Origin of the sequence: Paenibacillus sp. EKM206P (assembly GCF_011066155.1) — a bacterium.
GTDB classification, from domain to species: Bacteria; Bacillota; Bacilli; order Paenibacillales; family Paenibacillaceae; genus Paenibacillus; species Paenibacillus polymyxa_D.
This window is the reverse complement of the sequence record NZ_JAAMNQ010000002.1, coordinates 1-17,067: the sequence shown is the minus strand read 5'-3', so window position 1 is coordinate 17,067 and position 17,067 is coordinate 1. Positions and strand designations below refer to the sequence as shown.

Genomic DNA, 17,067 nt, shown 5'->3' with positions numbered 1-17,067 from the left:
AACGATAGCAGGCTTATATCAGCCATGCTTAAATGTTCTATTTGCCTAGACAAAATTGTGAAAATATTTGGTCTATTAGCGCATCATGCGCAGTATCGCCTACAATCTCACCCAAATGCTCCCATGCCAGCCTTACATCAATCTGGATCATGTCGATCGGAACAAACTGATCAGCAGCTTCATAGGCATCTACCAGCGATTGGCGCGCCTTCTTCAACAAAGCAATATGCCGTACGTTGCTGACATATGTCATATCCGCTGATTCCAGCTTGCCGCTAAAGAATAACTTGGATATAGCCTGCTCCAGTCGGTCCGCTCCCTCATTTTCCTTCACAGACATCGGTACGATAAGCTCTTCAGGAACATAACGCAGCAACAAATCCCGGTCTACCTGGGCCGGTAAGTCCATTTTATTCATAATGACAATCGCTTGTCTACCGCGGATTTGTTCCATTAATGCCATTTCATCCTCATGCAGTGGTTCGTTGGCGTTAATGACGATGAGTAGCAGATCTGCTTCACTAACCGCCGTTCTCGAACGTTCTACTCCAATCCGTTCCACAACATCCATCGTTTCACGAATCCCAGCTGTATCCAGCAACTTGAGTGGAATATTATTAATCGTCACATATTCCTCAATAACGTCACGGGTTGTGCCCGGAATATCGGTCACAATGGCCCGCTCGCCCTGAGCCAATGTGTTCAGCAGTGATGATTTCCCCACATTTGGTCTTCCAACAATCGCTGTGGTCAACCCTTCACGCAAAATCTTTCCCTGCTCCGCCATATGCAGCAGCCGATCAATTTCCATCATGACCTGACTGCTTTTATCCTTGATTAAATCAGATGTAAAAGATTCAACATCATGCTCAGGATAATCAATGTTCACTTCAATATGAGCAAGTGTCTCCACCAAAACATGACGCAAGCGACGAATATTCTGGGACAGCTGTCCATCTACCTGCTTCAAAGCCACCGAAAAAGCTTTATCTGATTTGGAGCGAATTAAGTCAATGACACCCTCCGCCTGACTTAGGTCAATACGACCATTCAGAAAAGCACGTTTCGTAAATTCCCCTGGCTCAGCCAGACGTATATTTTGCAGCAATAGTAAATCCATCACCCGTTTGACGGCTACGACCCCGCCATGAGTGCTGATTTCTACGACATCTTCTGTCGTAAAAGAGCGTGGCGCCCGCATTACTGTAACTAAAACTTCCTCCACCTTTTCCTGGCTTTGGGGATCTATAATATGTCCATAATGTACCGTGTGAGTTTGAGCTTTGCTTAGAGGCGTTTTACTACGAAACAAAGCCTCCACTTCCGTGACCGCATCTGGCCCGCTGACCCGTACAACCGCAATACCGCCCTCGCCGACAGCCGTTGCAATGGCAGCTATAGTATCGCTCAGCATAAAGTTTCTACCTCCTATCAAGTAGAAACGACATTGCCGTCCTTCATCAAGGACGGCAGCCGTTTCAGCGAGAAATATAAGAAAAAAAGCAATGGCTTCTGCATCTTGCAGAGAGCCATTGCGTCGGATTATTTTTTAGCAATGACGACGCGCCGATTGGGCTCGTCCCCCTTGCTGTATGTTCTAACCAGCGCATGCTGTTGGAGCTTGGCGTGAATCAGCTTCCGCTCCTGTGACGGCATTGGCTCCAGCACCACTTCCTTGCCATAACGAATAGCCTGGTTCGCCAACCGATCTGCCAAATCCTCCAGCGTTTTTTGCCGACGTGCACGAAATTGCTCGGCATCCAGCACAATTCGGATGAATTTGTCAGAATGACGGTTGGCAACGATATTCGTCAGGTACTGCAATGCATCCAATGTCTGTCCTCTGCGGCCGATCAACATACCGAGCGACGGACCGGAGATATCCAGTGTACTTTCATCCTTGCGGTGGCGGACATCAACTTTAACGTCCAATCCCATTCCTGCTGCTGTTTCACGGATGAAACGCACCGCCTCTTCATAAGGATCTACATGTCCCGAAGGTGCTTCTGTGTTCATCTGTGCTTCCTGTGCAACAGGCCCAGTTTCTTCTGATAAAGCCTGTCCCACGCTAGAAGGTGCTTGAGCCGATACATGAAATTCAGCCGCGTGTGTGGTTTCAGGAGACGGCTCAGAGAGCAGCGTAAGCTCCACCTTCGCCTTCTTGACCCCGAGCCACCCCAGGAATCCTTTTGACGGCTGTTCCAACACGCTTACGGTTACCCGTTCACGGCTTACTCCCAGTTGGGAGAGTCCTTGTCTTACAGCATCTTCAACGGTTTTTCCTGATGTCACGACTTTGGTCATCTCGACTTTTTAGCCCCCTTCGTGTTTTTGCCGCCTTTTTTCTTACTATTGGAGGAACCCGTTTTCGCGAGACTGGCTGTTTTCACATTTGCCAGTGCTGCTTCTTTATCCTTATTCCGATAAAGGAAATAGTTTTGAATGATCGTGTAAATATTACTGTAGAACCAGTATAACGGCAAAGCGGATGGGAAGTTGTACGACATGAACAGAATCAGCACCGGATAGACGTACAGCAAAAATTGCATCGGTCCTTGCTGCGGCGTCGGATTCATTTTCATCATCATCCAAGTTTGGACAAATGTCGTAATCGCCGCCAAAATCGGCAAGATAAACAAGTGATCCGGTTTACCTAACTGGAGCCACAAGAAGTCATGATCCCGCAATGCCGAGTTATAATAAATGGCATTATAAAGCGCGATGAAAATGGGCATCTGTACTACCAAAGGAAGACAGCCAGCCATCGGGTTGACCTTGTTTTCCTGGAACAACTTCATCGTCTCTTGCTGGACTTTCTCAGGCGTATCCTTGTACTTCGCTTGAATTTCTTTTAATTGCGGCTGAATGGCCTGCATAGCTTTGGAACTACGTACTTGCTTGAGTGTAAGCGGCAAAATAATGGTTCGCACGATAATCACCAGAACCAGTACGGCCAGGCCATACTCTCCAGAGAACCATTGGGCAAATGTATCTAGCGCATACGAAAACCAGTAAACGACATATCTTTGCCAAACTGATCCATTGGCCAAGTCTGCCGTCGTGTAAGAATTGTGGGCCGTCTGGGCACATCCGGACAGCACAGCAACAAGTGCCAATAAGGCAATCAGGAGGAACCATTTTCCCCGTTGAGTCTTCAAACGCGACACTTCATAACCCCTTTCTTAACCAATCCATTCCAACGTAAATCATACCATATCCTGTAGGACAAAGATACTGACTATCGGCGTGAAGACTTGAGCAGCGAGGCTTTGCGTAGAACGTGCAGCACGCTTTTCTCCAGCTCTTGATACGACTTAGTAACTGCACCCTTACGAACGATAAAAATCAGATCAATCTGCTCCACCAATTCATGCTCATGATGGCGCACAATTTCCTTAACGATTCTGCGCATCCGGTTGCGAACTACTGCATTGCCGATCTTCTTGCTGGCCGAAATTCCGACGCGGAACTGCTCTACCTCTCTGCGGCGGAACCAGTACACCACAAACTGATGGTTGGCAAAAGATTTGCCATGGCGGTATACGCGCCCAAAGTCCGCCCGGTTTCGTAGACGCAATTTTTTTTGCACGGCGCTTCTCCTTGCTCATCTCTTTTACACATGTCGGTAAGCTAACCTTTACCTTTTATATAGTAAGAAGTATGGACAACATTCCAACATGGTAATCTCGCTTATTTTATATCCGTTTTCAAAAGCTTCATCTAATATAGGACAGGATGCTGGGCTTCTCCCTCTTCTTTCACTACATTTTTACAACAAAAGAAGAAGGGATCGCATCCCTGAATACCTCAATTATGAAAAAAAAGACCACCGTAGTGGTCTTTATGCACGCATTACGCACTCAATACTTTTCTACCTTTTTGGCGACGAGCTGCCAAAACTTTACGGCCATTCTTCGTGCTCATTCTTTTACGGAAGCCGTGAACTTTTTTACGTTTGCTGACATTCGGTCTGAAAGTCGGTCTCATTGTGCTGCACCTCCTTACAAGGAATACGTTTTATATGGAATATACCTAACATAGCAATCTCCACAAAAAACACCTTTGTACATTTAACCACAAATAGCGGTCAAAGTCAATGTACTTATAAACCCTCTTCCTCTTTTTCCCCTTCAGGAAGCCTCCTCCTCTTTACCCCGCTGACTCACTTCACTCTTTTATTCCCTTATTTCATAAAATTCCTTTCGTCTTTCCTCCATTATCAGCATTCTATTTGTAGTTTTCACTCCTCCAAAACTGTCCTTTTTACATTTATTCATTCTGTAACTTGAATCCATCCTATTTTCAGATCGACGTTATCAGGTTCGTTCAAAAATATTGTCGGAAACGTTACCGGAAATTTTCAACAGAAAAATAAGCCTCTGTGACCAAAAGGCAACGGCAATTATACACAGATTCACAAAAAGAACTGAATTGTGATTTAAATGGTCATAACCTGTGCATAACATTTTAGAGCGAAAAAGAGTTATTGTCGAAAACTGAACAAATTATAAACAATATCTTGTGTTGTGAATAAAAATTGTACACAACAGATTGAATTTGTGGATAAATAACCACGAGTCATTGAAATACAAGGCTTCTTTTGCTATGATGATATTACTTTTGAATGTGAATATGTTGTTTTACCCTCCATATTATCAACACCCTGTGGATAAAGTTGTGAACAAGTTCAATTTATCCATCTTTTTATTTTTGTGCGGATTCGGGATTCTGGGGATATATTCTACATTTTTCATTTGATTTCGACATATTGCAGTCCCGTTTTGGCCTGCGGGATCAAGAGAACGGATCGTGCCGCACATTCCCTCCTGAGAAATATCGCCTTTCTTCTGCTGGTCAGCAGCGGGATTTCCATTAGCTATTTTTCAGGGTCATTTTGTGCTGCGTTCTCTCACCACACTGCCGCATGTTTTAGGCGGCGGTATGTCTTTTTATGGCCTTCAACAACATTTTTGTGATTTTAGGCGTTTTGCCGAAGCGCCGAGAGCAGCTCTCTGCAGCTTAATTCGGTAAAATGTCAGGATTTAAAAGGAGTGACGTCTGTGGACAGCCATACCTCTGAACTATGGCAGCAAATTCTATCCATCATACAAACCAAGCTGAGTAAGCCGAGTTACGACACTTGGTTTAAGGCTACCAAGGCAGCGAAACTAAATGACCACTCCATTGTGATTTCTGCACCGACAACTTTTGCCGTGGAATGGCTTGAAAGCCGCTATACCAAGCTAGTCGGAGCAACGGTTTATGAGATTTTGGGCAAACAGCTAGAGGTCAAGTTCGTTATTGAAGAGAACAAGCCCGCCGAGGTCGACCTTCAGCAACAACCTCAGCAGCAGCCGGTCGTTCATGAAGAAGCTGTGTCCCATATGCTGAATCCCAAATATACATTCGATACATTCGTCATCGGATCGGGGAACCGTTTTGCCCATGCGGCATCGCTGGCCGTCGCCGAGGCGCCGGCCAAAGCTTACAATCCGCTGTTTTTATACGGTGGTGTAGGGCTGGGAAAAACGCATCTGATGCACGCTATCGGACACTATATTTTGGAGCACAATCCGGCCAGCAAGGTCGTTTATTTATCGTCGGAGAAGTTTACGAATGAATTCATTAATGCTATCCGGGACAACCGCGGGGAAAGTTTTCGGAATAAATATCGCAACATTGATATTCTGCTCATTGACGATATTCAATTCATTGCGGGTAAGGAATCGACGCAGGAGGAATTTTTCCACACGTTCAACGCGCTTCATGAGGAACGCAAGCAGATTATAATCTCAAGCGATCGGCCACCTAAAGAGATTCCAACGCTGGAAGAACGGCTACGCTCTCGCTTCGAGTGGGGACTCATAACGGATATCCAACCGCCGGATCTGGAAACGAGAATTGCTATTCTTCGTAAAAAGGCGCGGGCAGAAAACCTGGATATTCCCAATGAAGCCATGATGTATATCGCTAATCAAATCGATACAAACATCCGTGAGCTAGAAGGGGCGCTTATTCGCGTTGTCGCTTATTCCTCCTTAACCAATCAGGATGTATCAAGTCATCTCGCGGCTGAGGCGCTGAAGGATATTATCCCGTCCAGTCGACCAAAAATGATCACGATCCAGGATATACAGCACCAAGTCGGGGAATTTTACAATTTACGGCTGGAGGATTTTAAAGCGCGTAAACGGACGAAGGCTGTAGCTTTTCCACGACAGATTGCCATGTATCTGTCTCGTGAGCTAACCGACTATTCTTTGCCGAAAATCGGCGAAGCTTTCGGTGGGCGTGATCATACGACTGTCATTCATGCGCACGAAAAAATCTCCAAGTCCATTCAAGTGGATCAGGATCTGTTTAAAGTTATCAACAACCTAATAGAAAAAATCAAAAATCCAACCTGAACAAGTTCAGAGCCTATACACAATTTATACACATGTGGATAGGCTTGATTTTATTAGGGTTACAGTGACTTATCCACATATTCAGTGCGCCTATTACTATTACTAATATATTTTAAAGATATACATCACCTAAATAAGGCCCGCGTCAACGCGTGCTTGAAGGATTAAAACCCGTAGGAGGAACTTATGAAGATCAGCATTCTGAAAAACGTTTTGAACGAGGCTATACAACATGTATCCAAAGCGATATCAAGTCGGACTACGATTCCAATTCTGAGTGGTATTAAGCTGGATGTGAATCACCAGGGAGTAACGCTGACCGCCAGCGATACAGACATCTCCATTCAATCCTTTATTCCGATGGAGGATGGTGACCAAACTGTCGTTCAGGTCGAACAACCCGGTAGTGTTGTGCTGCCAGCCAAATTCTTTGTCGAAATTATCAAAAAGTTGCCGTCGCAGGAGATCCGTATGGAGGTAAAAGACCAATTCCAAACCTTTATCTCGTCCGGTGCAACTGAAATTCAGATTGTTGGCTTAGATCCTGAAGAATTCCCGGTGCTTCCCAACATTGAAGAAAATCAAGTCATCTCTGTGCCAGGAGATTTACTTAAAAATATGATTAAACAGACGGTGTTCTCCATTTCCACCCACGAAACGACACCGATTTTAACCGGCGTGTTGTGGAATCTGGCTGAGGGGGAACTGAAGTTTGTGGCAACGGACCGCCACCGCCTTGCCACCCGCAGCGCTCATTTGGAGACGTCTGAAGGCTTGCGCTTTAGCAATGTTGTCATTGCGGGCAAAACGCTGAATGAGCTGAGCAGAATTATTCCAGACCAAAATATGCTTGTGGATATCGTAGTAGCGGACAATCAGGTATTATTCAAAGTAGATCGGGTGCTATTTTATTCCCGCATCTTGGACGGCACCTATCCTGATACTTCTAGAATTATTCCGACCTCCTACAAAACAGAACTGATTGTGGATACAAAAAGTTTAAGTGAGTCAATTGACCGTGCTTATTTGCTGTCCCGTGAGGAAAAAACGAATATCGTAAAAATGCAGTCGCTGGAAAATGGCGGTTTGGAAATTTCCTCTAGTTCCTCTGAGCTTGGCAAAGTGCGTGAGGAAGTAACGGTGTCCAAATTTGAGGGGGAGCCGCTCAAAATTTCGTTCAACTCCAAATACATGCTTGACGTGCTGAAGGTGATTGACAGCGAGCAGCTGACGATTGCTTTTACCGGCATTATGAGTCCCATTATTTTAAAACCGGCAGATTCCAGCAATGCGCTGTATATCATCCTGCCATATCGCACAACCAACTGATGTCTAGCGTTAACCCACCTGAGGACAACCGAAAGGATGAACAAGCCTTGAAACCAATATCTATACAGACCGAATACATCAAGCTCGATCAATTTTTAAAATTAGCCGATTGTGTATCCACAGGAGGCATGGCTAAAGCCCTGCTGCAAGAGGGACAAGTCCGTGTGAATGGTGAACCGGAAGAACGTCGTGGAAGAAAACTGTACCCAGGTGATACCGTAGAAGTAGAGGACAACGGAAGTTTCGAGGTTACAGCAGGAGCATGATCGCCTGGGTGGCAAGGACTCCTTTTAGGTACGGAGTAACAAGGGGGACCCTATGTGTTTGTGAACAACATTGTTTTGCAGCAGTACCGGAACTATGAGCAGCTGGAACTGAATGAATTTGGTCCCGTTAATTTGCTGATCGGACAAAATGCGCAGGGCAAAACGAATCTGGTAGAGGCGATTTTTGTACTAGCTTTAACCAAAAGTCATCGAACGTCCCGCGACAAGGAGTTAATCTCTTTCGGGGCTACTTCCACTCACCTAGCCGCAGATGTGGATAAAAAATACGGGAAAATCAGACTGGATCTCGCGTTATCCACACAAGGCAAAAAAGCAAAGATCAACGGACTGGAGCAGCGTAAATTGAGCGATTTTATCGGTTCGTTAAATGTGGTCATGTTTGCACCTGAGGATCTGGAAATTGTGAAAGGAACACCGGGGGTTCGCCGCCGGTTTCTTGACATGGAAATCGGCCAGGTTGCGCCAGGCTATCTGTATCATTTGCAGCAATACCAGAAAGTATTGGTTCAGCGAAATAACCTGCTCAAGCAAGCTTGGGGTAAGGATATGGCGTCAGTGCAGCTGATGCTGGAGGTATGGAATGAGCAACTTGTTGAGCATGGTGTTAAAATTGTTAAAAAGCGGAAACAATTTATAACAAAGCTACAAAAGTGGGCTCAGGCTATTCATGAAGGGATCGCAGGTGGGACGGAAGAGTTAAAATTAACCTATGTTCCCTCCTTCAGTGAGCCAGAGGAGGAAGATGAAGCTGTCTTATTGGAGCGATTTATGATAAAGTTATCCCAAATGAGGGAACAGGAAATCCGCCGTGGCATGACTTTGGCGGGACCCCATCGTGATGATTTAGCCTTTGCCATTAACGGCAGAGAAGTGCATACGTATGGCTCTCAGGGGCAGCAGCGGACGACGGCCCTGTCCTTGAAGTTGGCCGAAATTGAGTTAATTCATGAGGAAATTGGTGAATATCCTGTCTTGCTGCTGGATGATGTTTTGTCCGAGCTGGATCCCTATCGTCAAACCCAGCTGATCGAGACCTTCCAAAGCAAAGTACAGACCTTTATCACGGCAACCGGGGTTGAGACTTTGAACGCAGAACGACTCAAGGATGCCAATATTTATCACGTCCACGACGGGCATGTGGAACACTAAGGAGTGAGTGACCGCTATGTATATTCATCTGGGTGGAGAAAAAATCATCCGCTCGTCAGAGCTTGTGGCTATTTTCGATATCTCGATTGAAAAATCCTCTAAAATCTCCAAGCAATACGTGAACCATGCCCAACAGCAAAAGCATGTCGAGATGATTGGCGAAGAGGAAGCCAAGTCCATCGTAGTTACTCAGAATACGGTGTATTATTCCCCCATCTCCTCAACAACACTCAAAAAGCGGGCAAACCAGTTTGTTGCCAATGCTTAACCATAGAATCTATAGAAGTAGGTGAAAGGCATGTCTATGAATCAACCGTCTTATGATGCGGGCGAGATTCAGGTCCTTGAGGGCCTGGAGGCGGTTCGGAAACGTCCCGGGATGTATATTGGCTCCACAAGCGCCAAAGGTCTCCATCATCTGGTCTGGGAAGTTGTGGACAACAGCATTGACGAAGCGCTGGCGGGTTATTGTGACAGCATTCAAGTTGTGGTTCACGAAGATAACAGTGTTACCGTTACAGATAATGGACGTGGTATTCCAGTAAGCGAGCACGCCAAAATGAAAAAATCTGCGCTGGAAGTCGTTATGACTGTGCTTCACGCAGGCGGTAAATTCGGAGGCGGAGGGTACAAGGTATCCGGTGGTCTGCACGGGGTTGGGGTATCGGTAGTGAACGCTCTCTCCAGCAAAATGATTGTTCATGTTAAACGAGACGGACATCTGTATGAGCAGGAATATCACCGTGGTGCTCCGCAGTATGATGTCAGAGTCATCGGTGATACAGACGAGACGGGTACCCAAACGACCTTCTATCCGGACGATCAAATCTTTACAGAAACGACCGTATATGATTATGATACGCTCCAAACGCGGATTCGTGAGTTGGCTTTCCTGAATAAAGGCATTGCAATCAGCTTGACTGACGAACGGACGGGAGCTAGCGATACATTCCATTACGAGGGCGGAATCAGTGAATATGTGCAATTCTTGAATCAAAAAAGAGAAGCACTACATGAACAGCCGATTTATGTCGAAGGCTCGCGGGATATGATTCAAGTCGAAGTTGCATTGCAATATAACGACAGCTATACCGAAAATATTTATTCTTTTGCCAACAACATCAACACCCATGAGGGCGGAACTCACGAATCAGGTTTCAAGAGTGCATTAACCCGGATTATAAACGATTATGCACGTAAAAATGGCTTGATTAAAGACAACAATGCCAACCTGACCGGTGACGATGTGCGTGAAGGATTGACGGCAATTATCTCCGTCAAAATTCCAGAACCACAGTTTGAGGGTCAGACCAAGACAAAGCTGGGTAACAGTGAGGTGCGAGGGATTGTCGAATCCTTATTCGCAGAGAAACTCCAGGAGTTCCTAGAGGAAAATCCGTCTGTTTCCCGCCGCGTGGTAGATAAATCATTACAAGCAGCACGTGCCCGGGAAGCAGCGCGTAAAGCGCGTGAGCTTACACGTCGCAAAAGTGCGCTGGAAATCAGTTCGCTCCCAGGCAAGTTGGCGGATTGCTCCTCTAAGGATGCTTCGATTAGTGAACTGTACATTGTCGAAGGTGACTCCGCAGGGGGATCAGCCAAGCAGGGGCGTGATCGTCACTTTCAAGCTATTTTGCCGATTCGTGGTAAAATCCTGAATGTTGAAAAGGCACGCTTGGACCGTATTTTGTCCAGTGATGAAATCCGGTCGATGGTAACAGCAATGGGTACAGGGATCGGAGACGACTTTGACATCGCCAAAGCCCGTTATCACAAGGTCATCATCATGACAGATGCGGATGTCGACGGCGCCCATATTCGTACGTTGTTGCTGACGTTCTTCTATCGGTACATGCGTAAAATCATTGATGCAGGCTATATTTATATTGCTCAACCACCATTATTCAAAGTAGAGCGTAACAAAGTTGTACGTTATGCGAACTCCGAGGCGGAACGTGATGAGATCATCAGGGAATTTGGAGAAAACGCGAAGTACAATGTACAGCGCTATAAAGGTTTGGGTGAGATGAATGCGACCCAACTTTGGGAAACTACGATGGACCCTGAGAGTCGTACTATGCTTCAGGTAACTGTCAGTGACGCGATGCTGGCTGATACACTGTTCAATACCTTGATGGGTGATAATGTAGAACCTCGTCGTGACTTTATCCAAGAGCATGCAAAGTACGTGAAAAATCTTGATTTCTAATGTGTAACGTTCCTTCCTAGTGGCTGTATTACATGCTCATTAGGTAGTATTTTGTAAGAGTTCACGAGGGGCGCCCAAATGGGCGTCCCTTTTCTTGTCATTAACCAGCCCGGGTGTATTTGAATATCTAATCTCATTGTTTTAGGCTTTTTTCTTAGAGCGCACGGGTTTACCTGTCGACGGAGAGTATCGGCCGTAGCCTACTGCATATCTGAATATTTTATGATAGAGGCTTTTGTTTGGAAGGGAAGAGAATACCTTGATTGCTGGTCTCGTATTAACCTCAAGAATCCACGGATAATTTTGCTGATCCAGTCCCACATCTAATCCGATTTCCCTTAAACGTGGGTATTTTTTTTGCAACTGCCAGGCTACCCGTTCGCCCATTTTCGATAATTTTTGCTCCAGTCGTACAGCTTCCTTTACATCCATATATGGAGCGACCAGCTCATTGAAAAAGCGTGTTGTCCCACCGCTGTGATGATTGGTGACGACTTTGTCAGGAGCAGCTACGCGTCCTACAATAAGTGTTGTTTCCCATTGGTGTCTCAAGTTCATCTGGGTTAATACCCTCAGATCGAAGGGGCGTTCTTCATGCTGAAGAAGTGGAATTCCACGTTGGATCAGATATGGACGTTTTCGTATGCGGGAAGAAACCACTCTGTGCAGATCTTCTAGACTTTCGAAGGTGAAAATGTCTACTTCATAGCGAAGCACATACCAAGTTCTCTCTTCGATGATTCCTTCTTCTGTCGGCGGGAGCGGCTCTGTCAGCCTCTCTGCCCGCATAACCCCTTTTCCATAAGTACCGTTATCCGGCTTAATATAGACAGTACCATACACGGCCAACATTTCGTTTAAGTGATCAAATGTGTACAACCGTGTTTCCGGTACATAAGCAGCCAATGTCGGATTGGGGAGAATGGCATTTGTTTTGGTCCACTTACTGGATACTCGTTGAATAGACAAGTAATCTCATCCCTTTCTTTTCGAAATATGAGTCATGTACTTGGAATCCGCAACACTTTAACAAAACAAGGGAAACTAAAGGACAAGCGCGTAAAACAATGATATAATAGAGAAATACGGCGTTTTTCGGAATTTTGCTAATTGAACCCTGACCGTATACGTATTGTATGTGGAAAAGGCCCTTATGGTGGGGGCTAATCCCCAGCTCTGGGGAATTTGTTATAATCAGGGCTTGTGAGTTGTACAAGAGAATAGCGATCTGCTACAGGCAGAAAGAGAATGACGAGGGATTTACGCTGTAAAGAGGACAGATGCGTTTAATTGTGCTCTTTTTGTGAAAGTAATATAATTATACAGATGAGGATTTCAGCCAAAATCCTGCGCAGAGAGCGGAGTGTATAGGCAGTATCTTGTTAGGCTTTTCACATAGAGAGCATTGTATTGAAGGATAAGAAGGAGGACCAGCATGGCGGATCAAAGTAACTCGCAAATCATCAATAGGGATATCGGAGTGGAAATGCGCGAATCCTTTATGGATTATGCCATGAGTATTATTGTTAGCCGTGCCTTGCCTGATGTGCGGGACGGACTGAAGCCGGTACACCGTCGTATTTTGTATGCGATGTCCGAGCTAGGCATGTCGCCAGATAAGCCTTACAAAAAATCGGCAAGAATCGTCGGCGAAGTTATCGGTAAATATCACCCTCATGGTGATACGGCTGTATATGATACGATGGTGCGGATGGCGCAGGATTTTTCCTTGCGTTACATGTTGGTGGATGGACACGGTAACTTTGGCTCCGTGGATGGAGATATGGCCGCTGCGATGCGTTACACCGAAGCACGGTTGTCCAAGATTGCCATGGAAATGCTACGTGATTTGAACAAAGAGACCGTTGATTTTATGCCGAACTACGATGGTGAAGAGAGCGAGCCTGTCGTATTACCAGCACGTTATCCTAACTTGCTGGTGAATGGGGTCGGCGGGATTGCAGTCGGGATGGCTACCAATATTCCTCCGCATAACTTGGGAGAGGTTATCGATGGTGTACAAGCACTGATCGAAAACCCTGACATTACGCCGATGGAACTTATGGATTATATTCAAGGACCGGATTTCCCGACAGCAGGTTATATTTTAGGACGCTCTGGTATCCGTCAGGCGTACCAGACGGGCCGCGGATCTGTGACCATGCGTGCAAAGACCACCATAGAAGAGATCGGCAATAAAGCACGGATTATCGTGCATGAGCTGCCTTACCAAGTGAATAAGGCTCGCCTTGTTGAGAAAATTGCCGAATTAGTACGTGACAAACGTATTGAAGGCATTACGGATCTTCGTGATGAATCGGACCGTACGGGTATGCGTGTCGTTATTGAGTTGCGTAGAGATGTGAACCCGAATGTCGTTCTGAATAATTTGTTTAAACATACGGCTATGCAGTCGAATTTCGGTATTAATATGCTTGCCATTGTAAACAACGAACCGAAGATTCTAAACCTGAAGGATGTCTTGTATCATTATCTCAAACATCAGGTCGAAGTTATTCGTCGCCGGACAGAATTTGATCTGAAAAAGGCCGAAGCTAGAGCACACATTCTGGAAGGCTTGCGCATTGCTCTTGACCATCTGGACGAAGTTATTGCCTTGATTCGTTCTTCCCAAACTGCAGAAGCAGCTCGTGAAGGACTGATTGAGCGTTTCTCGCTCACTCTTGAGCAGTCTCAGGCTATTCTCGATATGCGTCTGCAACGTTTAACCGGTTTGGAACGTGAGAAGATTGAGAACGAATATAACGAGCTAATACAAAAGATTGCGGAATACCGTGAGATTTTGGCGAACGAGCATCTGGTACTCAACATCATTAGCGAAGAGCTGAATGAACTTAAAGGGCGTTTCGCTGATGAACGTCGCACTGAAATTACAGTGGGTGAAGAGAGTATTCTGGATGAGGATCTCATTCCGCGTGAAGATGTTATTATTACTGTAACCCATACGGGATATATCAAACGCCTTCCTGTTACCACCTATCGCAGTCAAAAACGCGGTGGTCGTGGTGTAGTTGGTATGGATACCAAAGATGAGGATTTCGTAGAGCATCTGTTCATTACGAATTCACATCATCATTTGTTATTCTTTACCGACAAGGGTAAGGTATATCGAATTAAGGCCTATGAGATTCCTGATCTAAGCCGGACAGCCCGGGGAACACCGATTATTAACCTGATTCAGATTGAACAGGGTGAGTCGATCAATGCGGTAATTCCAATCGAGGAATTTGTGGAGGATAGCTATCTTTTCTTTGCGACTCAGCATGGGATTATTAAGAAGACACCGCTTGACGACTATGCAAATATCCGCAAAGGTGGCTTGATTGCCATTAACTTGCGTGAAGATGACGCCCTGATCGAAGTGAAGCTGACGGACGGACAGCAGGAAATGATTATTGGTACAGCACAAGGCATGTCTATCCGTTTCCCTGAAAGTGATGTACGGTCTATGGGCCGTAGCGCTACAGGGGTTAAAGGGATCAACCTTGATGAGAGTGATGCTGTAATTGGTATGGACATCGTGGATACCAGCCTAGATATCCTGATTGTAACGGCCAAAGGTTATGGCAAGCGTACCCCTGTTATGGATTATCGTATCCAAAGCCGTGGAGGTAAGGGGATCAAGACGATTAATGTTACGGAAAAAAATGGTCCAGTTGTCGGTCTCAAGGTTGTAAAAACCGAAGAGGATCTGATGATTATTACAGCTAGTGGCACCTTGATTCGGACCAGCATGGGGGAAATCTCCACGATGGGTCGGAATACACAAGGGGTAAGATTGATTAATATTCGCGATGATGATTCGGTTGCAACGGTTTGTCGAGCGAACAAGAATGAGGAGCAGGATGAACTGCTTGAAGAATTATTAGAGGGTGGGGAAGCTGGAGAGGGCTCATCTCTATCATCTGTTGAACCAACTCTCGAAACGAATACAGAAGGTGCGGAAGGTAACGACCCAGAATCTTCTGAGGGCGAATAAGAGCCTGAATATGGAACAACAGTAGTTACTAAATTTTAGATGGAAGAGACTCTCTGACTATTTGGTCGGGGAGTCTTTCTTTTTCTGGCTAACGAATTCAGACAAGTATGCTTTAAATGGCATAAAATGAATGTACAGGATCAATCCCAAGTAATATAATGACATCATAACTGGCAGCTGGAGCAGCTGTTGTGAGAACAGAGAGGTTGACCATGACAACTGTACCCGTATCCGAATTAAAAGCAGGACTTAGATTGCAAAGCGATGTATTTACAGAAATGGGCAGCTTGCTGCTACCGAAAGGGCGCATTCTGCTACCACGTGACTTGGAGATTTTACAGGCGTTCCTGATTCAGCAAGTTGAGGTAGGGACGGATGATCTTACAAAATCCAGTAGCGAGTCTACGACTGTTCGATCTGGAATATCTGAATCGCAAGGACCTTCGTTAGATGGACGAGATGAATCTGAACAATTTCAGGATGAGTATGACAAAATGGTGATGCTCGTTAAGAACGCATTTCAATCGGTACTCGTCTCTAATTTATCTATATATGAACTGCGAGGACAATTGGAGTCCTTACTGGTGCATATTCAGCGCTATAATGTAATGACCTATACTCCGCCCGCCATGATCGAAGTGGACTATATTTTTCACAACGCCGTGCTAACCTCCCTTACTTCCTACTCCATTGCACAATGGATCGGATTACCTCAAAAGGATTGGATGCAGGTGGCTTTTGCTGGATTGCTTCATGACATAGGGAACGCTAAAATGGACCCGGCCATTCTGTACAAGCCCTCCAAACTAACGTGGGAAGAGCAAGAAGAAATACGTAGTCATACATCACTAGGATACCAGTTGCTTAAAAATGTGAAAGCTATTAACGAAGGTGTGCGTTTGGCAGCTCTTCAGCATCATGAGAAAGTGGACGGTACTGGATATCCACTGCGTCTTAAAGGTGAACAAATCCACATCTACGCTAAAATCGTTGGAGTGGCTGATGTATTCCATGCCATGACTCTAGAGAAAACATACCGGCCTGCCCAATCACCGTATCTGGTTCTAGAGCAAATCAAGTCAGAATCATTTGGAAAGCTGGACCCAAGTGTTGTACAAGTTTTTATTCATAAGTTAACCCAATTCAATAATGGAACCAAGGTGCGCCTCAATGATAACCGTACAGGGGAAATAATATTTGCTGATCGAGATCATCCGACTCGTCCGTTGATTCAAGTAGATGGGGAAATTATTAACTTAATGCTGCAAAGAGAGCTTTATATTGAGTGTATTGTTACTTAACTAAGTATTTTGAAAAAAGAGTTGCATACTGTAAGAAAAGTATGATATATTATTTCTTGTCGCTTCAAGTGTTATCAAGAAGAGCGAAAAACACTTTTGAAAAAAAAGTGTTGACATAACTCTAGGGATTATGATACACTATAAAAGTTGCTGAGGGGTTGAACAAAACGCCGAGGCGGACAATGGATGTTTGATCTTTGAAAACTGAACAACGAGTGAGTAAAACGATTTTGTTCGCAAAATCAAACAAGAGATATTTTTTATCTCGTCAGTTTCAAAATGAGCTTATCGCTCTTTCTATAAACCAGCTTCGGTTGGTCTTTAATGGAGAGTTTGATCCTGGCTCAGGACGAACGCTGGCGGCGTGCCTAATACATGCAAGTCG

The 17,067-nt window shown here is 45.2% G+C and carries 14 protein-coding genes and 1 rRNA gene; 9 read left to right on the top strand and 6 right to left on the bottom strand.

The genetic code is table 11. The features are described from left to right. Positions 1 to 37: 37 nt before the first annotated feature. The 5 genes from mnmE to rpmH all read right to left on the bottom strand — a co-directional run bounded on the left by mnmE (position 38) and on the right by rpmH (position 3,987). Positions 38 to 1,414 (bottom strand): tRNA uridine-5-carboxymethylaminomethyl(34) synthesis GTPase MnmE, encoded by a 1,377-nt coding sequence (gene mnmE / locus G9G53_RS03755; protein WP_165145428.1) that lies wholly within the window; start codon positions 1,412 to 1,414, stop codon positions 38 to 40. A 128-nt stretch (positions 1,415 to 1,542) separates the two neighbouring features. Continuing rightward, the gene (gene jag, locus G9G53_RS03750) at positions 1,543 to 2,304 is read right to left on the bottom strand and encodes an RNA-binding cell elongation regulator Jag/EloR (protein WP_069012579.1); all 762 of its coding nucleotides are present in this window, start codon (positions 2,302 to 2,304) and stop codon (positions 1,543 to 1,545) included. After that, on the bottom strand, positions 2,301 to 3,167 hold the full coding sequence (locus tag G9G53_RS03745) for a YidC/Oxa1 family membrane protein insertase (protein WP_029518972.1): 867 nt from the start codon (positions 3,165 to 3,167) through the stop codon (positions 2,301 to 2,303). Before G9G53_RS03745 ends, jag begins: the two co-directional genes overlap by 4 nt. Before the next feature lie 71 nt (positions 3,168 to 3,238). Beyond that, positions 3,239 to 3,589 carry a ribonuclease P protein component gene (gene rnpA / locus G9G53_RS03740; RefSeq protein ID WP_029518974.1) on the bottom strand — a complete coding sequence of 117 codons (351 nt, stop codon included), beginning with the start codon at positions 3,587 to 3,589 and terminating at the stop codon, positions 3,239 to 3,241. Between the two features lie 263 nt (positions 3,590 to 3,852). Continuing rightward, positions 3,853 to 3,987 (bottom strand): 50S ribosomal protein L34, encoded by a 135-nt coding sequence (gene rpmH, locus G9G53_RS03735; protein WP_007433250.1) that lies wholly within the window; start codon positions 3,985 to 3,987, stop codon positions 3,853 to 3,855. Between the two features lie 1,073 nt (positions 3,988 to 5,060). On the opposite strand from rpmH, the gene dnaA reads away from it, so the two are divergent. The 6 genes from dnaA to gyrB all read left to right on the top strand — a co-directional run bounded on the left by dnaA (position 5,061) and on the right by gyrB (position 11,381). Beyond that, complete coding sequence (gene dnaA, locus G9G53_RS03730; RefSeq protein WP_029518975.1) at positions 5,061 to 6,407, top strand: chromosomal replication initiator protein DnaA; 1,347 nt, start codon at positions 5,061 to 5,063, stop codon at positions 6,405 to 6,407. Positions 6,408 to 6,593: 186 nt separating this feature from the next. Next, complete coding sequence (gene dnaN, locus G9G53_RS03725) at positions 6,594 to 7,736, top strand: DNA polymerase III subunit beta (RefSeq protein WP_029518977.1); 1,143 nt, start codon at positions 6,594 to 6,596, stop codon at positions 7,734 to 7,736. A gap of 47 nt (positions 7,737 to 7,783) precedes the next feature. Next, positions 7,784 to 8,002, top strand: coding sequence for a S4 domain-containing protein YaaA (gene yaaA / locus G9G53_RS03720; RefSeq protein WP_029518979.1), 219 nt, complete (start codon positions 7,784 to 7,786; stop codon positions 8,000 to 8,002). Positions 8,003 to 8,056: 54 nt separating this feature from the next. Next, the gene (gene recF / locus G9G53_RS03715; protein WP_013308098.1) at positions 8,057 to 9,172 is read left to right on the top strand and encodes a DNA replication/repair protein RecF; all 1,116 of its coding nucleotides are present in this window, start codon (positions 8,057 to 8,059) and stop codon (positions 9,170 to 9,172) included. A 16-nt stretch (positions 9,173 to 9,188) separates the two neighbouring features. Then, positions 9,189 to 9,440, top strand: a complete 252-nt coding sequence (gene remB / locus G9G53_RS03710; RefSeq protein WP_007433255.1) for an extracellular matrix regulator RemB — start codon at positions 9,189 to 9,191, stop codon at positions 9,438 to 9,440. A 30-nt stretch (positions 9,441 to 9,470) separates the two neighbouring features. After that, the gene (gene gyrB, locus G9G53_RS03705; RefSeq protein WP_013308100.1) at positions 9,471 to 11,381 is read left to right on the top strand and encodes a DNA topoisomerase (ATP-hydrolyzing) subunit B; all 1,911 of its coding nucleotides are present in this window, start codon (positions 9,471 to 9,473) and stop codon (positions 11,379 to 11,381) included. Positions 11,382 to 11,522: 141 nt separating this feature from the next. On the opposite strand, the gene G9G53_RS03700 is transcribed toward gyrB, so the two are convergent. Continuing rightward, a complete protein-coding gene (locus G9G53_RS03700) occupies positions 11,523 to 12,350 on the bottom strand; it encodes a YheC/YheD family protein (RefSeq protein ID WP_029518980.1) in 828 nt (275 codons plus the stop codon). Between the two features lie 466 nt (positions 12,351 to 12,816). On the opposite strand from G9G53_RS03700, the gene gyrA reads away from it, so the two are divergent. From gyrA to G9G53_RS03685, 3 genes are all read left to right on the top strand, one after another. Next, on the top strand, positions 12,817 to 15,381 hold the full coding sequence (gyrA, locus tag G9G53_RS03695) for a DNA gyrase subunit A (RefSeq protein WP_165145425.1): 2,565 nt from the start codon (positions 12,817 to 12,819) through the stop codon (positions 15,379 to 15,381). Between the two features lie 212 nt (positions 15,382 to 15,593). Then, entirely contained in the window at positions 15,594 to 16,682 is a 1,089-nt protein-coding gene (locus G9G53_RS03690) for an HD-GYP domain-containing protein (RefSeq protein ID WP_029518982.1), read from the top strand. 321 nt (positions 16,683 to 17,003) lie between these two features. Further along, positions 17,004 to 17,067: ribosomal RNA gene (locus G9G53_RS03685) — 16S ribosomal RNA — on the top strand; the annotation flags it as partial.